11 protein-coding genes and 2 pseudogenes are annotated in these 17,040 nt (G+C 38.4%); 2 read left to right on the forward strand and 11 right to left on the reverse strand.

The features are described 5' to 3' along the window. Positions 1 to 27 precede the first annotated feature (27 nt). The 6 genes and pseudogenes from Q0A08_RS03770 to Q0A08_RS03795 form a co-directional block, all read right to left on the reverse strand. Positions 28 to 2,751 carry an Hsp70 family protein gene (locus Q0A08_RS03770; protein ID WP_438464972.1) on the reverse strand — a complete coding sequence of 908 codons (2,724 nt, stop codon included), beginning with the start codon at positions 2,749 to 2,751 and terminating at the stop codon, positions 28 to 30. Next, the gene (locus Q0A08_RS03775; RefSeq protein ID WP_438464974.1) at positions 2,751 to 4,523 is read right to left on the reverse strand and encodes an Hsp70 family protein; all 1,773 of its coding nucleotides are present in this window, start codon (positions 4,521 to 4,523) and stop codon (positions 2,751 to 2,753) included. The genes Q0A08_RS03770 and Q0A08_RS03775 overlap by 1 nt, the downstream gene beginning before the upstream one ends. 4 nt (positions 4,524 to 4,527) lie before the next feature. Further along, positions 4,528 to 5,127, reverse strand: a complete 600-nt coding sequence (locus tag Q0A08_RS03780) for a DUF2760 domain-containing protein (protein ID WP_438464976.1) — start codon at positions 5,125 to 5,127, stop codon at positions 4,528 to 4,530. Positions 5,128 to 5,130: 3 nt separating this feature from the next. Continuing rightward, entirely contained in the window at positions 5,131 to 5,658 is a 528-nt protein-coding gene (locus Q0A08_RS03785; RefSeq protein WP_438467600.1) for a hypothetical protein, read from the reverse strand. Positions 5,659 to 5,700: 42 nt separating this feature from the next. Continuing rightward, positions 5,701 to 6,015, reverse strand: a pseudogene (locus Q0A08_RS03790) (ATP-binding cassette domain-containing protein); the annotation flags it as partial. Positions 6,016 to 6,204: 189 nt separating this feature from the next. After that, positions 6,205 to 7,035, reverse strand: a pseudogene (locus tag Q0A08_RS03795) (ABC-F family ATP-binding cassette domain-containing protein); the annotation flags it as partial. Between the two features lie 319 nt (positions 7,036 to 7,354). On the opposite strand from Q0A08_RS03795, the gene Q0A08_RS03800 reads away from it, so the two are divergent. Both Q0A08_RS03800 and Q0A08_RS03805 read left to right on the forward strand, forming a co-directional pair. Continuing rightward, entirely contained in the window at positions 7,355 to 8,467 is a 1,113-nt protein-coding gene (locus Q0A08_RS03800) for an efflux RND transporter periplasmic adaptor subunit (protein ID WP_438464978.1), read from the forward strand. An 8-nt stretch (positions 8,468 to 8,475) separates the two neighbouring features. Further along, positions 8,476 to 11,628, forward strand: coding sequence for an efflux RND transporter permease subunit (locus Q0A08_RS03805; protein ID WP_438464980.1), 3,153 nt, complete (start codon positions 8,476 to 8,478; stop codon positions 11,626 to 11,628). An 87-nt stretch (positions 11,629 to 11,715) separates the two neighbouring features. Here Q0A08_RS03805 and modC read toward each other — a convergent pair whose 3' ends face one another. The 5 genes from modC to Q0A08_RS03830 all read right to left on the reverse strand — a co-directional run bounded on the left by modC (position 11,716) and on the right by Q0A08_RS03830 (position 17,039). Then, a complete protein-coding gene (gene modC / locus Q0A08_RS03810; RefSeq protein WP_438464982.1) occupies positions 11,716 to 12,870 on the reverse strand; it encodes a molybdenum ABC transporter ATP-binding protein in 1,155 nt (384 codons plus the stop codon). 1 nt (position 12,871) lies between these two features. Further along, complete coding sequence (modB, locus tag Q0A08_RS03815) at positions 12,872 to 13,588, reverse strand: molybdate ABC transporter permease subunit (protein ID WP_438464984.1); 717 nt, start codon at positions 13,586 to 13,588, stop codon at positions 12,872 to 12,874. 20 nt (positions 13,589 to 13,608) lie between these two features. Beyond that, entirely contained in the window at positions 13,609 to 14,409 is an 801-nt protein-coding gene (gene modA, locus Q0A08_RS03820; protein ID WP_438464986.1) for a molybdate ABC transporter substrate-binding protein, read from the reverse strand. Positions 14,410 to 14,573: 164 nt separating this feature from the next. Next, positions 14,574 to 15,257 (reverse strand): polyphosphate polymerase domain-containing protein, encoded by a 684-nt coding sequence (locus Q0A08_RS03825; RefSeq protein WP_438464987.1) that lies wholly within the window; start codon positions 15,255 to 15,257, stop codon positions 14,574 to 14,576. Positions 15,258 to 15,302: 45 nt separating this feature from the next. Beyond that, positions 15,303 to 17,039 (reverse strand): hypothetical protein, encoded by a 1,737-nt coding sequence (locus Q0A08_RS03830; protein WP_438464988.1) that lies wholly within the window; start codon positions 17,037 to 17,039, stop codon positions 15,303 to 15,305. Between the last annotated feature and the right edge of the window lies 1 nt (position 17,040).

Consider the following 17,040-nt stretch of genomic DNA (forward strand, 5'->3'; position numbering starts at 1 on the left):
ACGGCCAATTAAATTGGCCGTTTTTAGTTATTCGATTAAGCTCAATCCAATTGGCAATGAATCACCTATGAATCGATTTAATTCATCTTTATCTAGCTGCTCTTTCTCTTCCAGCCTTAAAGCCCAATGATTTGGACATTTATCTTTTTTAAGTTTTTTAATTACTTTTTGTTTTAGAGCTTCAAGCTCCTTATCTTCATGAGTGTTAACTTGGGTCATTAACACACCAGCAAGCCCCGCCTGCTTACGCTTTTTCCAATCTTCTTTCAGGCAAATATCAATTAGTGGTTTTACTTTGTTTAAAGGCAAGGGCTCAACAACATCCGATAGAATAAATTGCTGACTTGCTAAACGCCCTATTGTCCACCAAGCAGTATCTGGTTCTGATGATTTAGTTAAGCGTTTCTTTAGCCAATCAATACTACTAATTTTTGTCTCAAGGGGTAAACGCTCCAAGCTACCAATCATTCTAATTAAATCATCACCAGAACGGGTAGTGAGTTGTTTAACTTTATCTCTAGAACGTTGACCACTAGGTGAATAATACTCAGCAAATTTTTTATGTAAAAAGCTTTGTTCTGATTCACTTAAACCTGCAGATATTCTTCTCCATAGTGTCCAGTATTGCCCCCAAACCATTGAATCATCGTGATTTGGTGCCTGATTCGAAAGACTAAAAAGCTGCTTAATTCGCTCTTCATCATTTGCAGCACCATAACCAGGTCTCATACAAAAACCTGTTAATTGGTACCATTGCCTTTCATGACTCGCACTCTTTTGACGCCCTGATCTTAAGCTCCATAGCTTATCAACAAGACGTCTGCTCGTGGCAAGATTCCAGTCATCTCTTACCCCTAAAAGCTTATCAATATCCGTTTTAAGGGATTTGATCGCTTTTGCGTCTTGCTTTTGGCCTATTTTAGAAAAGCATTGTGTTAAAAGTTCTTCTGCAAGGCCTAAATTTTTATGCATTAAGTCATCATTTGATGTAGCACTATTAGATTTATCTTGGCTCTTTGTAAACGTTGTAAAATCTAAAGACCAAGATTCTTCTGAATTGACTGCATTTAATTCGACTGCAAGTACGCCAATTTCAGTTAATTGAGCACGCACTTTAACAGCAACTTGCTGCTCATTATCAGATGTTAGATGTGCCTCAAGATCAGATATAAACACAACATTTTGATCATTATCTAATAAATCACCAGGTGTATTTATGAGACTATCGTCACCTCTGTGTAGAGGAAATTGAACATCCTGTCCTAATGTAACTTGAAATTCTTGCTCTAATTCGACCCACTGGCTCTTAGCCTGACCTTTTGGCAATAAAGTCAAAAATTTACCACCTTGTAGGGCCAAATAAAGCGTATGAGCTACGCCACTTTCAATCCGAGCAACACCAGACTCAGATGAGGTGAGGCCAGCCACATAGACACAGGCCCCTTTAGCTACAGCATCGTTAGGTTCTAAATCATTACATTCAAACAGCTCACTACCTCGCCATTGAGTGAGCTGATCAATCAAACGGTTTTTTAGCTTATCACTGTTAAATAAACCACCGTTAAAAAGTATTGCGTCAGGAACAAGATTGCCAGAACCACAGGCGGCTTGAATATCATTAGTGTGTTTGCTTAAGAACTCAGCTAGATGTCGCGTAATAGCGGCATCTTTCTCATAAGGTAAACCTAATGTATGTACACCATAACTGGCTTGGTTTACCTTATCGACTATATCGACGTAAGGAAAAAAGCCGTTATCGATTTGGCTGATTAAGATATCTCTTTCAACCGAAAACTTCTGGGAACCACCTATGAGCTTGCTGCCGCCACCCAATACAGTCAGAGTTAAAGTTTCAGGCGCATCTAACGAAAGTAAAACCTCTTTAGCTTGGCGTGTTTGCTGTACTAACGCAGCTAATCGAGATGCAGATAAAGCAGAAATTTTTTGAGGGTCAAGTTGGTACGCTAAAGCTTGATCTAGATTATCACCGCCTAATAAAAGGTGATTACCTACTGCTACTCTATGCAATGAAAGCTTATCATTATGCTTCTTGATTTTAACTAAACTAAAGTCAGTCGTACCACCGCCTATATCCACCACGAGTAACATCTTTTTATCGCTAAGCTGATCAAGCTGCTCTGGGTTACTTATCCAGTGATAGCAGGCCGCTTGCGGTTCTTCAATAAGATAAAGGTTATCTAATCCTGCTTCCTTAGCTGCTTCCAGCGTAAACGCTCTTGCCTCTTCATCAAAAGAAGCAGGTAGAGTTAATGCTACTTGCTGATCAGATAATGGTGAATCTTTAAATTTATGGTTCCATGCTAGATGTAAGTGTTTAAGTATTAAGGCCGTTGCTTGTAGTGGAGAAAGTTTCGTGTCGCAATCGCTTCCCCAAGGAAGTATCTTTTCACGACGATCAACTTGCCGATGACTGAGCCAACTTTTAGCACTTTGCACTAATTGATTTGCACGCCTCTTACCTAATTCTAATGCCCCCATACCCAAGACAAAGTTCTCTGACTTGTCAGCATGAGCCCAAGGTAATGTTTGACTTAATTGACCTTGTTCATCTTTTGCCAAGATGTAAATAGCACTAGGAAGATGTGTAAACTCCCTAATACTCGCATCAGACATAAATTGCGGTATCGACAATAAGTGAGTGCTTTCAACTGTGTCATCAACACTTCTATAAGATACAACCGAATTGGTTGTACCTAAATCAATGCCAACGAAATACTTAAACTGCGCCATTAAGCATCCCTTACTTGATATTCCAATGTCCAAGATAACTCTGATTGAGTATCATGAGCTTCTAGTTGCAAAACACCAAGCTCAGTAATGCGTGATGAAAGTATCACACGAACCATGTCACCTTCTTTGTAGTGACCCGCATCCAAACGAACTTGAATTTTTCCTAATTCATTTAAACTCATTAATGAGAATGAATTTACCGTATCGCCAAGTTCAGCGACATCAGTCGCTTTAGATTGAAAGAACCTAAAGTCTACATTTTGGCCAACCACTAGCGCGAATTCGCTGCTAAGCATTTGTTCTTCAGAGCCTTCATCTAAACCAAAGGGAGCAATACAAACAGCATCGACAGGAGGTGCCATACCAGGAATCGCTGGCATAGGGCTTTCAACGCCAATATAGTAGTTTGCTGCCAAGCCACTTTTAACTTTTATACCGCCATCCGCTTGAACTAAAGCGTAATAACAGGCTCCTTTGGCAACGGCATTATCTAGGTAATTAGCATCACTAGAAGTTAATAGTTCAACAACTTGATCAGAGCCTTCTATAAGCATGCTATTTAGAAGGCTTTGCACTCGTTGTTTTATAATCTCGGCTTTAAAAACACCGCCATTGAGTAAAACTTTATTTGGTTTAGCGTGATGTTTAGCTAAAAACTCGCTGATATGACGACTAATTGCTGGATCTGCTTCATACTCTAAGTTAAGTTTTGCAATACCTGATCTTGCAGTAGATTGAGCTTGCTCACCATAATTTACTATCGGGAAAAAGCCTTCAATTAAACTCGCCATTGCCGTTTCACGATTTATGCTAGTTTGCACTTTATTAGCGAATAGACTCTTACCACGGCTTGGCACAACTACATCAACTTCAGCTAAATCTTGATTACTTAAAAGCCTTTCTTTTGCTTGTCTTGATGCTTGAGTTAGTGCTGAAATTTGCCAAGGTTCAAGGTTAGTCCCCGTTGAGGCTATTTGTCCTGCCGCTATGTAGGTTAAAGCCATATCCATATTGTCACCACCTAAAAGTATGTGGCGACCAACAGCAACTCTATCCAGACGCATTTCACCGTCATCATCAACAGCTTGGATAAGAGATAAATCGGTTGTACCACCACCCACATCAATGACTAATATTTGATCATCTAATTGGATCTTATCTTGCCATTTCCCTGCATTAGATAACCAAGCATAGAAGGCAGCTAATGGTTCTTCTATTAATCGAGCGTGTATACCAGAAGCTTGCGCTGCACTTTCAGTGCTTGCACGAGCTGCAGGGTCAAATGATGCAGGTACAGTAATAACAGTGTCTTGCTCACTCAAAGGAGCATCAGGGAAATTATGATTCCAAGTAGCGACTAAATGTTCAATTAGAATCTGAGTTACTTTTGCAGGAGAGAACTTTTCGATCTCATCTACTGCATCAATTGGTAAAATGGCTTCTTGTGATGAAACGGTATTATGACAAAGCCAGCTCTTAGCACTTTGAATCAATCGCCCTGCTGATTTTGCCCCCATCTCACGAGCCAGCTCTCCGACAACAAACTCAGATTTTCCCCAAGGCAATTGCATATCGCTGGCTAGCATTTCATTAGTGTGAGCCTGATATATAAATGACGGCAATAGCTCTCGTTCTGCAACTTGCCCAGGAGCCACAAGCTGAGGGATTTTTAGCTGTATTAATTCACTCTCGTCAGAACCTGCTTTTGCATAATAAATAGCTGAGTGTGTTGTACCTAAGTCGATACCAACAAAATATTGAGTATTAGACATAGTATTAAACCTCTACCTCAGCCGGCGCCAAAATATGCATATCTTTTGTGTCTAAAACCTTAGGCAGGTTTTGTTTAACCACCTTCCAACCCGGATGAATTAAGGTACCTGTAAATGGTCCACTACCTTCAACACGGCCTTCTAATTTAAATTCACGATTGTTATAACCTTCTGCTACTTGAATTCTTGCATTTTCATCTTGATCAGACACAGTCGCAATTTCAAAATTTTGAGATAGAACTTTGCCACAGCCTTGATGAATAACACGACTCGCTGCACCAACTTCCGCATCTGAATAACCACTTATGTCTTCTTGTATGAAATCAATTAAGCGAGCTTCTTGCTGCATAAGTTGTAGAAGCTGGTAAGCACCGTCAACTGATACTGTCTCTAAACGTGGTGCTTCAACTTCTTTTATTTCAGTCACTGTTTCGACAACGACTTCTTTAACAATCTTTTCAGGTACTTCAAAAGCAAACTTTTCATCAGTTGCAACAATTTGGCAACGAGCAGCATAATCTGATGATGAAAGGTATTTAAAAAATTGGCCAAATGCGCCAAAAAAACGAGGAACAAATGCCACAGGCTTTACTTTTTTAGTCATAATTTATCCGTTTTGCAATTCTTCTAATTCAACCCATCTGTCCATTTGTTGCTCAAGTTGGGCTTCAATATCTGTCATTTTATTTAATTCTGCCTGAACAACATCTTGCTCTTGGCTATAAAAATCATCAGCACTTGTGGTAGCGACAATCGCTTCAAGTTCTGCTTCAATACACGCGATTGTGTCTGGCATAGCATCAAGCTCACGTTGCATTTTGTAGCTTAATTTACTTTTGCTTTTAGTTTTTTTAGTTTCAGTCGCTTTTACTTTTTCTTGTGGCTTAACAGCTTTCACTTCTTCTGGTGTTTCTGGCTCCACAACAAAGCGGCCACCTTGACGAATCCAGTCTTGGTATCCTCCGACATATTCACGAACGACACCCTCACCTTCAAATGCAATAACACTTGTAACAACATTATCTAAAAAAGCCCTGTCGTGAGAAACCAACAAGAGTGTGCCCTGGTAATTCATAAGTAGCTCTTCCAATAACTCTAATGTTTCTACATCCAAGTCATTTGTTGGCTCATCCATAATTAAGAGGTTAGCTGGTTTGGTGAAGAGCTTAGCTAATAAAACACGGTTTCTCTCTCCTCCAGATAATGCTTTTACAGGAGTGCGTGCACGTTCTGGTGGGAATAAGAAATCACTTAAATAACCAATAATATGTTTGTCACGGCCATTAATCTCAACCGTGTCTTTACCTTCACCAACGTTTTCAGCAACCGTTTTTTCAGGGTCTAATTGTTCTCTTAGTTGGTCAAAATAGGCGACATTTAATTTCGTACCTTGTCTAACATTACCTTCATTAGGGGCTATTTGGCCTAAAAGGATTTTCAAAAAGGTACTTTTACCACAACCATTTGGGCCAATAAGACCGATTCGATCACCACGGGTAACCATAAGGTCCATTGGTTTTAGTATGACCTTGTCTTCAAATTGATGTGCAACTTGAGTAAATTCAGCAACCAATTTACCAGACTTATCATTGCTTTCGATTTTCATATTGGCATTACCTTGACGGTTAATACGCTCTGAGCGCTCAACTCGTAAGGCTTTCAATGCTCTTACACGGCCTTCGTTACGGGTACGTCTTGCCTTAATACCTTGTCTAATCCAGACCTCTTCTTCAGCAAGTCGTTTATCAAATAACGCATTTGCTCTTTCTTCTTCTTCAAGCATTTTTGCTTTAAAGTCTAAAAAGCCACTTAGTTTGCCATTGAAAGAAATAAGGTTTCCCCTATCTAATTCGATAATGCGATTAGCGAGTTGTTCTAGAAAGCGTCTATCGTGAGTAATGAAAAGGATTAAACCACGGAATTGTTGTAACTGTTTTTCCATCCATTCGATCGTAGGTACATCCAAATGGTTAGTTGGTTCATCAAGTAGAAGAATATCAGGCTCAGCTAATAGTGCTTGCGCTAGAATAACGCGACGACGCCAACCACCTGACAGTTCAGCCATTTTCTTATCGCCAGGAAGTTGTAGCCGTTGAATCATTTGACTTACTTTCTGCTCAAGATCCCAGCCTTGTATGTCATCTAGTTTATGCTGTATTTCACTAAGCTCATCAGAGTGATCATTGTCTAAGTCCTCAAGTAAAGTGTAATAACGACTTAACAAAGCATTTGCATCTGGTCGACCTTCACTGACAACTTCTTTTACTAATTTGTCATCTGCTTGTGGGAGCTCTTGAGGTAATTGGGCAATTTTAATGCCACCTTCAATACGTACTACCCCTTCATCTGGAATAACATCACCAGCAACAACTTTTAAAAAGGTAGATTTACCCGCACCATTTCGACCAATAATCGCAATGCGTTCGCCAGCTTCTGCTGAAACGCTGATAGCTGCCAAGAGAGGATTATGCCCAAAAGCAACACTCACTTGTTCGAGAGATAATAAGCTCATATGTTTTTTCACTAGAAAATAAAATGATAATGGCGCGCATTCTATCAGCTAAGAGTGAAAACGTTTAGCGAATCCAGTTCATTTTATTCATGCAAATTAAAATAAGCGCTTGTAACTAATCGTTTTTTCAGAGCTGGGTATAAAACAAACAAGTTTGAAAAACTCAATTTAGTTGATAAAGTCAAATGTTCATATTTCTTACACATTTATATGGGTTTTTATGAAGTATGTCAGTTCATTCCCTGTCACAATAAGCTTATACCCAAATTATTGAATATTAGTTCGATTGTAAATTTTAGTTTGTTATATGGAGTCCCTGATGGATCTAAAAAGTAAAGCTGGACCGATAACCGCAATCACCGTGTTAGGTGCAGCTGTTGTTTGGATGGCTGTTGGTGGTAACGGAATAACGCAAGCTCAAGCTCAAGATTCGAGTACGCTAGCAAATAATCCGTCTGCCGTAGAGCAGAAAGTATCTAATGAGAATGTGTTAAAGAAAAAAGTTCAAGCGCAAGTCATTAGTGCTCAGATTATGGAAGATAAGCTCACTCTTTCCGGTACGACTCAACCAAGCAAAGAAATTCAATTAACATCAGGTGCAGCCGGTAAAATTCGTAAGATTCTTGTGGAAAAAGGCGATTACATTAAAAAAGGTAAAGCCATACTATCAATCGATACTCGCGCTTTAAAATCTAGTATTGCAGAATCAAAAGCATTAATTGCTCAACGACAACTTGAATTAGATGGCGCAGTTAAGCTAAAACAGCAGAAATACTCTTCTGCTGTCAATGTTGCAACTGCGAAAGCTGATCTAGCCTCAGCGAAAGCGACACTTCGTTCATTAGAGATTGATCTTGAAAATGCGGTACTCGTTGCCCCTTTCTCTGGTGTTTTAAATACCTTAGATGTTGAACTCGGCCAATTGATACAAAATAATGCAACAGTAGGTGATTTTATTTCTATTAATCCACTGACAATAGAAATCAATGTGCCACAGAAAAAAATCAACAGTATTCAACAAGGTCTAAATGCCAACATTGAATTGAGTACAGGTGATGTGGTTGAAGGAACGGTAAGCTATGTGAGTTCTATTGCCTCTAGTGAAACTCGCTCTATCGCTGTTGAAATAAAAGTGCCAAATCAAGATAGCAAAATCCCTGCTGGTATTACCGCCCATGTAGATCTTGCTCTGCCTAAGCGAATGGCTCACGCTTTTTCAGCCGCGCTATTAACACTTGATGACAATGGAAAAACAGCAGTTAAGACACTTAACATAGATAATGAAGTTATTGTCTCTCCTGTCGAAGTTCTTAAATCAGATCGTGATCAAGTTTGGGTCAGTGGATTACCGCAAAATATAAACCTGATTACTGTTGGTCAAGGCTTTACTAAAGCTGGCGACGTTGTAGACGCATATTATAAAAATCAATAGGAAGTAACATGGTTAATATAATAAATGCGGCGCTGTCGCGTTCAAGAACCGTATTAATGTTCTTCGTTTTGCTATTAGCGATGGGGATTTCTTCCTATTTTAACATCGCAAAAGAAGAAGAACCTGATATAACGATACCAACCATTTATGTCTCAATTTCATTAGATGGTATCTCTCCTGAGGACTCTGATAGTCTTTTAGTTCACCCTATGGAGAAAGAGCTAAAGAGTATTGAAGGCTTAGATAAAATTTCTTCTACGGCTTCTGAAGGTCATGCATCTATTACGCTAGAATTTGATAGCAACACAGATATAGATCAAGCACTAGTTGATGTGAAGGACAAGGTTGATACTGCGAAAGCAGATTTACCTGATGATGCTGATGAGCCGACAGTTAATGAAATAAATCTATCTACTTTCCCTGTACTACAAGTCACCTTACACGGTGATGTTGAGTTCGGTACCCTAAGTCGAATTGCTAATGACCTTCAAGATGATATCGAAGCCGCTGAAGGTGTACTAGAAGCTGAGATTAGTGGTGATAGAGAAGACCTTGCTGAGATTATTATTAGTCCTGATGCCTTAGAGTCTTACAACCTTAATCTTACTGATGTTGTAAGCACTTTTAACGACAGTAATCAATTGGTTGCTGCCGGTACGTTAGATACAGGCTCTGGCAGATTCTCTTTAAAAGTCCCTGGGCTTCTTAAAACAAGTGACGATATTTTTAACCTTCCTATGAAGGTCGATGGCGATAGAGTTGTCCTGCTAAAAGATATTGCAACGGGTCAAATGACCTATAAAGATGCAACCAGCTATGCTCGCCTAGATGGAAAAAGCAGTATTACCTTAGGGGTTTCTAAGCGTGTTGGTGGTAACACTATCAATATGATTGCTGCTGTAAAAGAAGTGATTGCTGAAGAAAGTAAGAAATGGCCAGAGGGTGTGCAATATAGCTTATCTCAAGATGAGTCTGTCAGCATACTTCAATCTCTAAACGACCTATTTAATAACGTTATTTTTGCTACCTTATTGGTAATGATAGTGATTGTTGCTTTCTTAGGGTTAAGAACCTCTGTTCTTGTAGGTATTGCAATACCTGGTGCCTTCTTGATGGGTATTTTATTTCTACACCTTCAAGGCTACACCATGAACATGGTTGTCTTATTTGGCCTAATTTTAAGTGTGGGTATGTTAGTAGATGGCGCGATTGTTGTCACCGAGTATGCTGATAGAAAATTAGCAGAAGGTGCCTCTAAACAACAAGCTTACTCTGAAGCAGCACAACGTATGGCTTGGCCAATCACAGCATCAACGGCAACGACGTTAGCTGTATTCATGCCTCTACTTTACTGGCCTGACATTGTCGGTGAGTTCATGCGTTATATGCCGATTACAGTTATCGCAACGCTAACCTCTTCACTGGTTATGGCATTAGTTGTAATTCCAACAATCGGTTCGATTATTGGTAAGAAAGGTACTTATACGCCAGCAACAGAACGTACACTTAAACTAACTGAGTCTGGTGACTTAACCCAGTTGAAAGGATTAACCGGCGCCTATACACGTTTACTTTCTTTCTTTGTAAAAGGCCCATGGTTAGTTTTAGCTTTTTGTTTAATGCTACTTGTTAGTGTTTTCATGTCTTATGGACAGTTTGGTAAAGGTGTCGAGTTCTTTCCTGAAAGTGAACCTGATATTGCTAACCTAGAAATTCGTGCACGTGGTGACTTATCACTAGACGAAAAAGACGAGATAGTACGTCAAGTTGAGAGCCTTGTTATTGGTCACCCAGATCTTAAGAGCGTGATTACAACGACAACAGCATCACCTGGCAATCAGTCTTCTCCGGATAGCATAGGCACATTATCACTAGAATTTGTTGACTGGCATTCTCGTGTACCTGCTGAAGCTATTTTATCTAAAATACGTGAAGAAACGGATAAAATTCCAGGCATTATTGTCGAAGCAGAAGTGAAACAAGATGGCCCTCAATCAGGTACCGATATAGAACTTGAACTTTCATCTGACTACAGTGAACTATTGAACTTAACTGCTGATCGCTTAGTTGAAGAACTTGGTCAGCGTAATGAAATAGTGACGGTAAATGATGACAGATCTCTACCTGGCATTGAATGGCAAATTGACATTGATCGAGCCCAAGCACAGCGTTTCGACGTCAGTGTTGCGACATTAGGTAATGCAATTAAGCTTGTGACTAACGGTATTACCCTATCTGACTTCTTACCAGAAGGTGCTGATGATGAGATTGATATTGTTTTACGCTACCCTGTAAATCAACGTAGTTTAGAGCAACTTGATAACATTATGATTCCTTCTAATGTTGGCCCTATTCCTGTTAGTAATTTTATTCACAGAAAAGCGGCGCCTAAGCAAGGTCAGATCAATCGTGTTGATGGCAAGAAAGTCGTTAATATCAGTGCGGATGTGAAAGATGGTTTAGTTGTAGATCAGGTCATTAAAGCTATTGCAGCCGAAATGGAAGCATCAGGTATACCATCTGATATTGATTATCAATTCAGAGGTAATACAGAAGATCAGCAAAAATCTCAGACCTTCTTAATGAATGCGTTTGGTATTGCTTTCTTCATGATGGCAATCATTCTGGTTACTCAATTTAATAATTTCTTCCAATGCTTATTGATTCTAAGTGCGGTTGTTTTCTCTACCATGGGTGTACTTGTTGGCTTAATGGCTAAAGGCGAACCTTTTGGTATTGTAATGAGTGGTGTGGGAGTGATCGCTCTGGCAGGCATTGTTGTAAACAACAATATTGTACTTATAGATACCTTTAATGGTCTTAGGGCCCAGGGGATGATGGTTGTTGAGGCAGCAGTCAGAACTGGAGCTCAAAGGTTAAGGCCGGTATTGCTTACCACAGTGACAACGATACTGGGACTTATGCCTATGGTGTTCCAGCTAAATGTTGACCTCATGAATCAGAGTATTAGCATTGGCGCTCCTTCATCTCAGATGTGGACACAGCTATCTACTGCAATTGCTGGTGGTTTACTTTTCGCGACGCCGCTAACTCTATTACTAACACCTTGTTTGTTAGTGCTAGGTTATCGCCGGAAAGAAAGAAAGTTGCAGAAAGCTTTAGCAGCCCAGTCAAATGATGATTTAGCACCACAAGCTTAAATTATCTCGACAATAAAAAAGGCATCTTCGGATGCCTTTTTTATTGCTCTAAACACTCTTAAAACCGCCGACTCTAATAGTAAATGACTAATGGATAGGAATTAAGCTAGTGGATTTGATTTGAGCGACCACTTTCATTCCCATTTTAAGTTTCATTTCACGCCAAGCCCAGTTACTAATTTTTGCCATAAAAATGACACCATTCGCATCAGCAAGGTTTACCAGTAAGGATTGTTCTCGCCCTACTTCTTGGCAAGAGATAATACGACAAACAATCCGGTTGCGAATGCTTGAAGGTGATCTGTTATCGAGTGCAATGGAGACATCTTGAGCATCAATTAACAATCTAAATTTATTATCTAAATTAACACTCTGCTTATGTCGAAGATTTTGAGTGTCCTGGTGACTTTGTCCGTTTCCCATTCCTTGCGCTTTCATCCATAAAAATGAACCTGTGAGGTTACCTGATTTTTCATGAATAAATTCAACTTGCGACATAGCATAATCAAGGTGATCAAACTTATGTAACGCGCTATAGGCCATACTATGTTTGCTCGTGCTATTACTTAATTGATTCTGAGTATTCCATACTGTTTCTAAAGGGCCATAATTAACAACTTTACCTTTATCAATTAAAATTAAGTTATCAGCTAATGCCATTGCCTCTTTTTCATCATGGCTTACCATGATAATCGGAATATTTAACTGTTTAACAAGGCGTTTAAAATAGCCAAGTAACTCTTTCTTTTTAGCCTGATCAAGTGATGCCAAAGGTTCATCTAACAAAAGCAATTTTGGTTTAGAAAGTAATGCTCTTCCAATCGCAACACGTTGCTTTTCGCCACCTGAGAGAGTGTTAGGCATTCGTTTTAATAAGGAATTAAGTGCTAAAAGCTTTATCAGTGATTTAGCCTCGTCATTATTCTCGGACTTAGAAGCGTAGAACAAATTCTGATTTACATTTAAATGAGGAAATAAACGAGCATCCTGAAAGACATAACCTATTTGTCGCTTATTAGCTTTAACGTTAACGTGTGAATGACTATCAAACATGACGTCATCACCAAACTTGATTTTCCCCATATCGGGATTTGTTAAACCCGAAAGCATATTAATGAGACTCGTCTTACCCGCTCCTGATGGACCATAAATCATAGTTACACCAGTTTTAGGCAATTCAAAACTAAAGGCTAATGATGTATTTCCAAATCGTTTTCTAATTTTGACATTGAGGTAAGACATATTAACTTTGCCCCGCTAGTTTTTTCTTCATTTGGCGTGTTAAAAGCTCTGATATGAGTAACGCTATGATGGCAATAATAATCGCAATGACACAAAGCCTTGCGGCCATAAATTCAGCCCCAGGAGTTTGAATAAAACTATACATAGCAAGTGGTAATGTTTGTGTTTGTCCCGGAATATTAGCCGCAAATGTAATTGTTGCACCAAACTCCCCTAACCCTCGCGCCAAACCAAGAATCGCCCCGGACACTATGCCAGGTAGAGCTAGAGGCAAGCTAATACTCATAAATATTCTTAATGGTGAAGCCCCTAATGTTAAGGCTGCTTGCTCAATTTTTGTATCAATGAGATCAAAAGTGAGTCGAATACTACGAACCATTAGAGGTAAAGAAACCACGGCAACTGCTAGTGCTGCACCTTGCCAACGAAACGCAAACTCTAGGCCCAAATAGTCAAACAGCACACGTCCTAAATAAGATTGGTTGGATAAACTAACTAACAATAAATAGCCAATGACCACTGGGGGTAAAACTAGCGGTAAGTAAATTATGGCTTCTAGTAAGGATTTACCAAAAAAGCTACGCCTAGATAAAATAAAACCCATAAAAATAGCGAAAGGTAAAATACATATTGTTGCTATGCCAGATACTTTTAAGCTTAACCATAAGGCTGTTATTTCAAACTCACTTAAAGCAAGATTGTGAATGATGTCCATCATTAAGGTTTAATTCCTACTTGTTAATTTTGCTCTAAAAAACCCTGTTTAACCAAGATACTTTTTACAGTTTCGCTTTGTAAAAAGTGATAAAAGTTGTCCTTAGATTGGCTATTTTTATTCCTACCAGTATCGACAACTTTTGCTAAGTAATAACTTATTGGATCATGAAAATCGCTAGGAATTATGCAGATAACATTTACTTTTGTTGAGTTAATCGCATCTGAGTAATAGAGAAAGGCATAATCTGCTTGCCCTTGTTCGATAAACGCCAAAGCAGATCTCGCATTTGCACTTGGAATTAACCGTTGTTGAAAATTTGTAAACTCTCCAATTGTATTAAGTGTTTGTTTTGTATATATGCCTAAAGGAACATGACCTAAGTCTGCCACAATAATTTTTTTATTCTGCTTATAAATATTATTAAAGGTAGCTTTAGTTGAACTCTGGTCATAACAAGTTTGAGTTAATACAGTGTTTGTTTTTGTGCTAGTTTTGGCAATGACTAATTGATTGGCAACAAAAGAAATAATACTGTCTTTTTCTAGCCTTTGTTGATTGCTAAGATACTCTATCCACTTCTTATTAGCTGATAAATAAATATCAGCAGGGGCACCGTACTGAATTTGCCTAGCCAAGATAGAAGAGGATGCATAATTAATAACCAATTCGTCATTTGGATATTGCTCATGAAATGCACTTTCTATTACCGATAAACTAGGAGCAAGTGAGGCTGCGGCAGATACATAAAGTGTTTCAGCTTGAGAATAAGCACTTAGTAGAAAGAAGCAAAGGCCTTGTAATTTATACTTTATCTTAAACAAACCTAACCTCTAATTGATTAATTTATAGAGGTTTAATGATACCAAGATTGCTGTCGATTCAATAGCTGAGGTTAAGTTATCAAAGAGGATTCTTATACCTCAAACTATGTTTTAGTTATAAGACCGCCATAATCGTTTGATTATTAGCCAGCATGCTTGTTAAGTTAACACCAAAAGAGTGTCCGTACGCCTAACACATACTTTGAGTGTCTTGATGGTCGCATTGGGCAGGTAGCAATAAGTGCTGAGAGCTCTTTTTCGTACCCATGATTTGCTTTTAATTCAAGCAGTACATATTCCCCAAGTGGAACACCCTTCTCTATATTTGGTTTATCATGGTTACGTTGATCGTAAACTTGAATTTTACTATCTATGGTTGCTCTCACTAAACCACAGGCGCTTTCAAAATATTGTCGATAATATCGGCAAATTAATATGGGTGTGAGTTCATTACCCCAATTTGGTTTATCATGATCACTCAATTGTGCGTAACTACTTTGAATATGTTCTCGCCAATTAACAATTGAATTTGAGATATCAAACTCAATTTGAAAAGTCTTTTTATAGCCTTTTCCAGATAGCCTATGCTTAAACTCTAAACATGCCTTTCTTGTATTATCTAGCGCTTTGTACCAACGTATTCTCACCTTTTTCCTTCGACTAACGCCACTTAAGTTTTCTTCATAAATAGACATGCTTGGATTATCCAGATAAAGACTATTTACATACCTATCTTTATATCTATTTCTAAACATAAGAGGATGAGTTCGCAGCCATATCAACATTTCTTCAAGCTGACTTAAGGGTACTGGAATTTTTACTTCAAACCTTAATTCTTTAGTATTCATAATCCGCCCTCTTAGAAAGTAAGCCGAAAGTTTTGATTAATAAAACTATCGATTAACAATTGATATTTCGTCATCTAGAGCTGTACTTACCTGACTGACTCTCTCTTGGCTCATTGGCATTCTTTGAATAGGAGCTAATGGGTCAAGATCTCGCTTAAAGTAAAAAGGAACTATTTTTTTAGAGGTAACAGCTGCATGTAAAATAAGGTCTGTTATATGTTGTGAGATTTTTAATTGCCTTTGTTCATTAGGTTTAAGCACTAAAGGAAATTCTACACCTTCAACCTCTAAAATCTCTTTAAAAGCTAAATGATTAATTCCTTCAATCGCATGGATATGTAAATCCTCTAATGATGTATTTATTAAGGCTAAATAATTAGTTTCAGAATTTTTCTTTTTTGAATAGAAATGTGATGCTAGGTCCCAATTTCTAACTGAACTAAAATTCGTCAAATGAAGATGAAGTTGCGAGTCAAGTTTAGGTATATTTTTACAATTTTGACTCTGATAACCCAATGTTAAACACTGTGTTTGTTGATGCATGATGTCGAAGTCAAAATCATTTATTAAAGGCATACCATGATGTAACTTCTTTAATCTATCAGATTGTTTTTCTTTTAAATAAGATTGCATTTCCCCATTGTTTAATTGAGTCAGCATGATTGCCAAAGCGTTATCGTATGCGGCTTTAACTTTAGCGTCTGTTAACATCTTTTTAGCAACAGGAAATTCTTTACTGACAGCCTGAGTAAGCCAATAATGCTTAGCAGGTGTCACGGCAACATCGCTTTGTATCGGTTCTAGCTTCGCGGTTACTGGATTATAGTACCAACGCCAATTATTCCAACTTAGGGCATGCCATGCTGACCAAACATCAATCGAAGCAAGGTATTGACCAAGTTTCTCATAATCAAAAACATCACTGGCGATTCGTTTACCTTCAAAAAAATCACTTATCAATGATAAGGCGATCATTCTATGCCGGTTTAATTCAGGATCACGTAAAACACTTGTTCTTTGTATTGCTCTTGGCTGAAAGATACGTGAAATATGCCCTTCACTATCTAATGTTTCTTTAAGTATATCTAACCTGACAACTAAGCCTTGTTTTCTTTGATTAAAACTTAATAAATCTTGTCCAAATGTCTCTTCCATCAACATAACGCCCCAGTTAACACCATTAACAACGACTTTCACTGGATTCATTTGGGGGGATATAATATCAAAGCCTGATTTCACAAGAGTCTGAGCAAATAAGTATGGACCCTGATGTATCCGCACATTAGAGCTTAATAAAGCAAAGCGTTTATTATTTAAAATGGATTTATTATTTTTTAAATCAAACCTCAATGACCACCGCTTGGCTCCCACAATATGCTCCAATGCATCACCTTGTAAACGTAGCTTTGTTTTATAAGCATCCCCCTTATAATGAATTACCCCATTCACCATGTGTCTTTTTTCAGCAATCATGCCGGTTTCAAACGCTAAAGCTCTATCTTTAGCTAATACTTGCCAATCTTGATAATTCACATCAACCTTAAGCAATGGCATTTCTGAATCAGATTCAAGATACCGATTTGGACTTGCGATTATTTCTTGTCCAAGTTGTATTAATTTGTCTTTAGTTGACTCATGGTGTGAAACAAAACCTAAATGCAAAAGGCTTGTGGTGATATAGTTGGTTGAGGGTAAAACCAAAACTATTAGTAAGCATACAGCGCTTATACTTAACCATTTTTCAGTTTTATTTGTTTGTTTTCCCGTCTTATCAAGCTTCATA

It is taken from the genome of Marinomonas sp. PE14-40 (assembly GCF_051623805.1).
In the GTDB taxonomy this organism is placed as follows: Bacteria; Pseudomonadota; Gammaproteobacteria; order Pseudomonadales; family Marinomonadaceae; genus Marinomonas.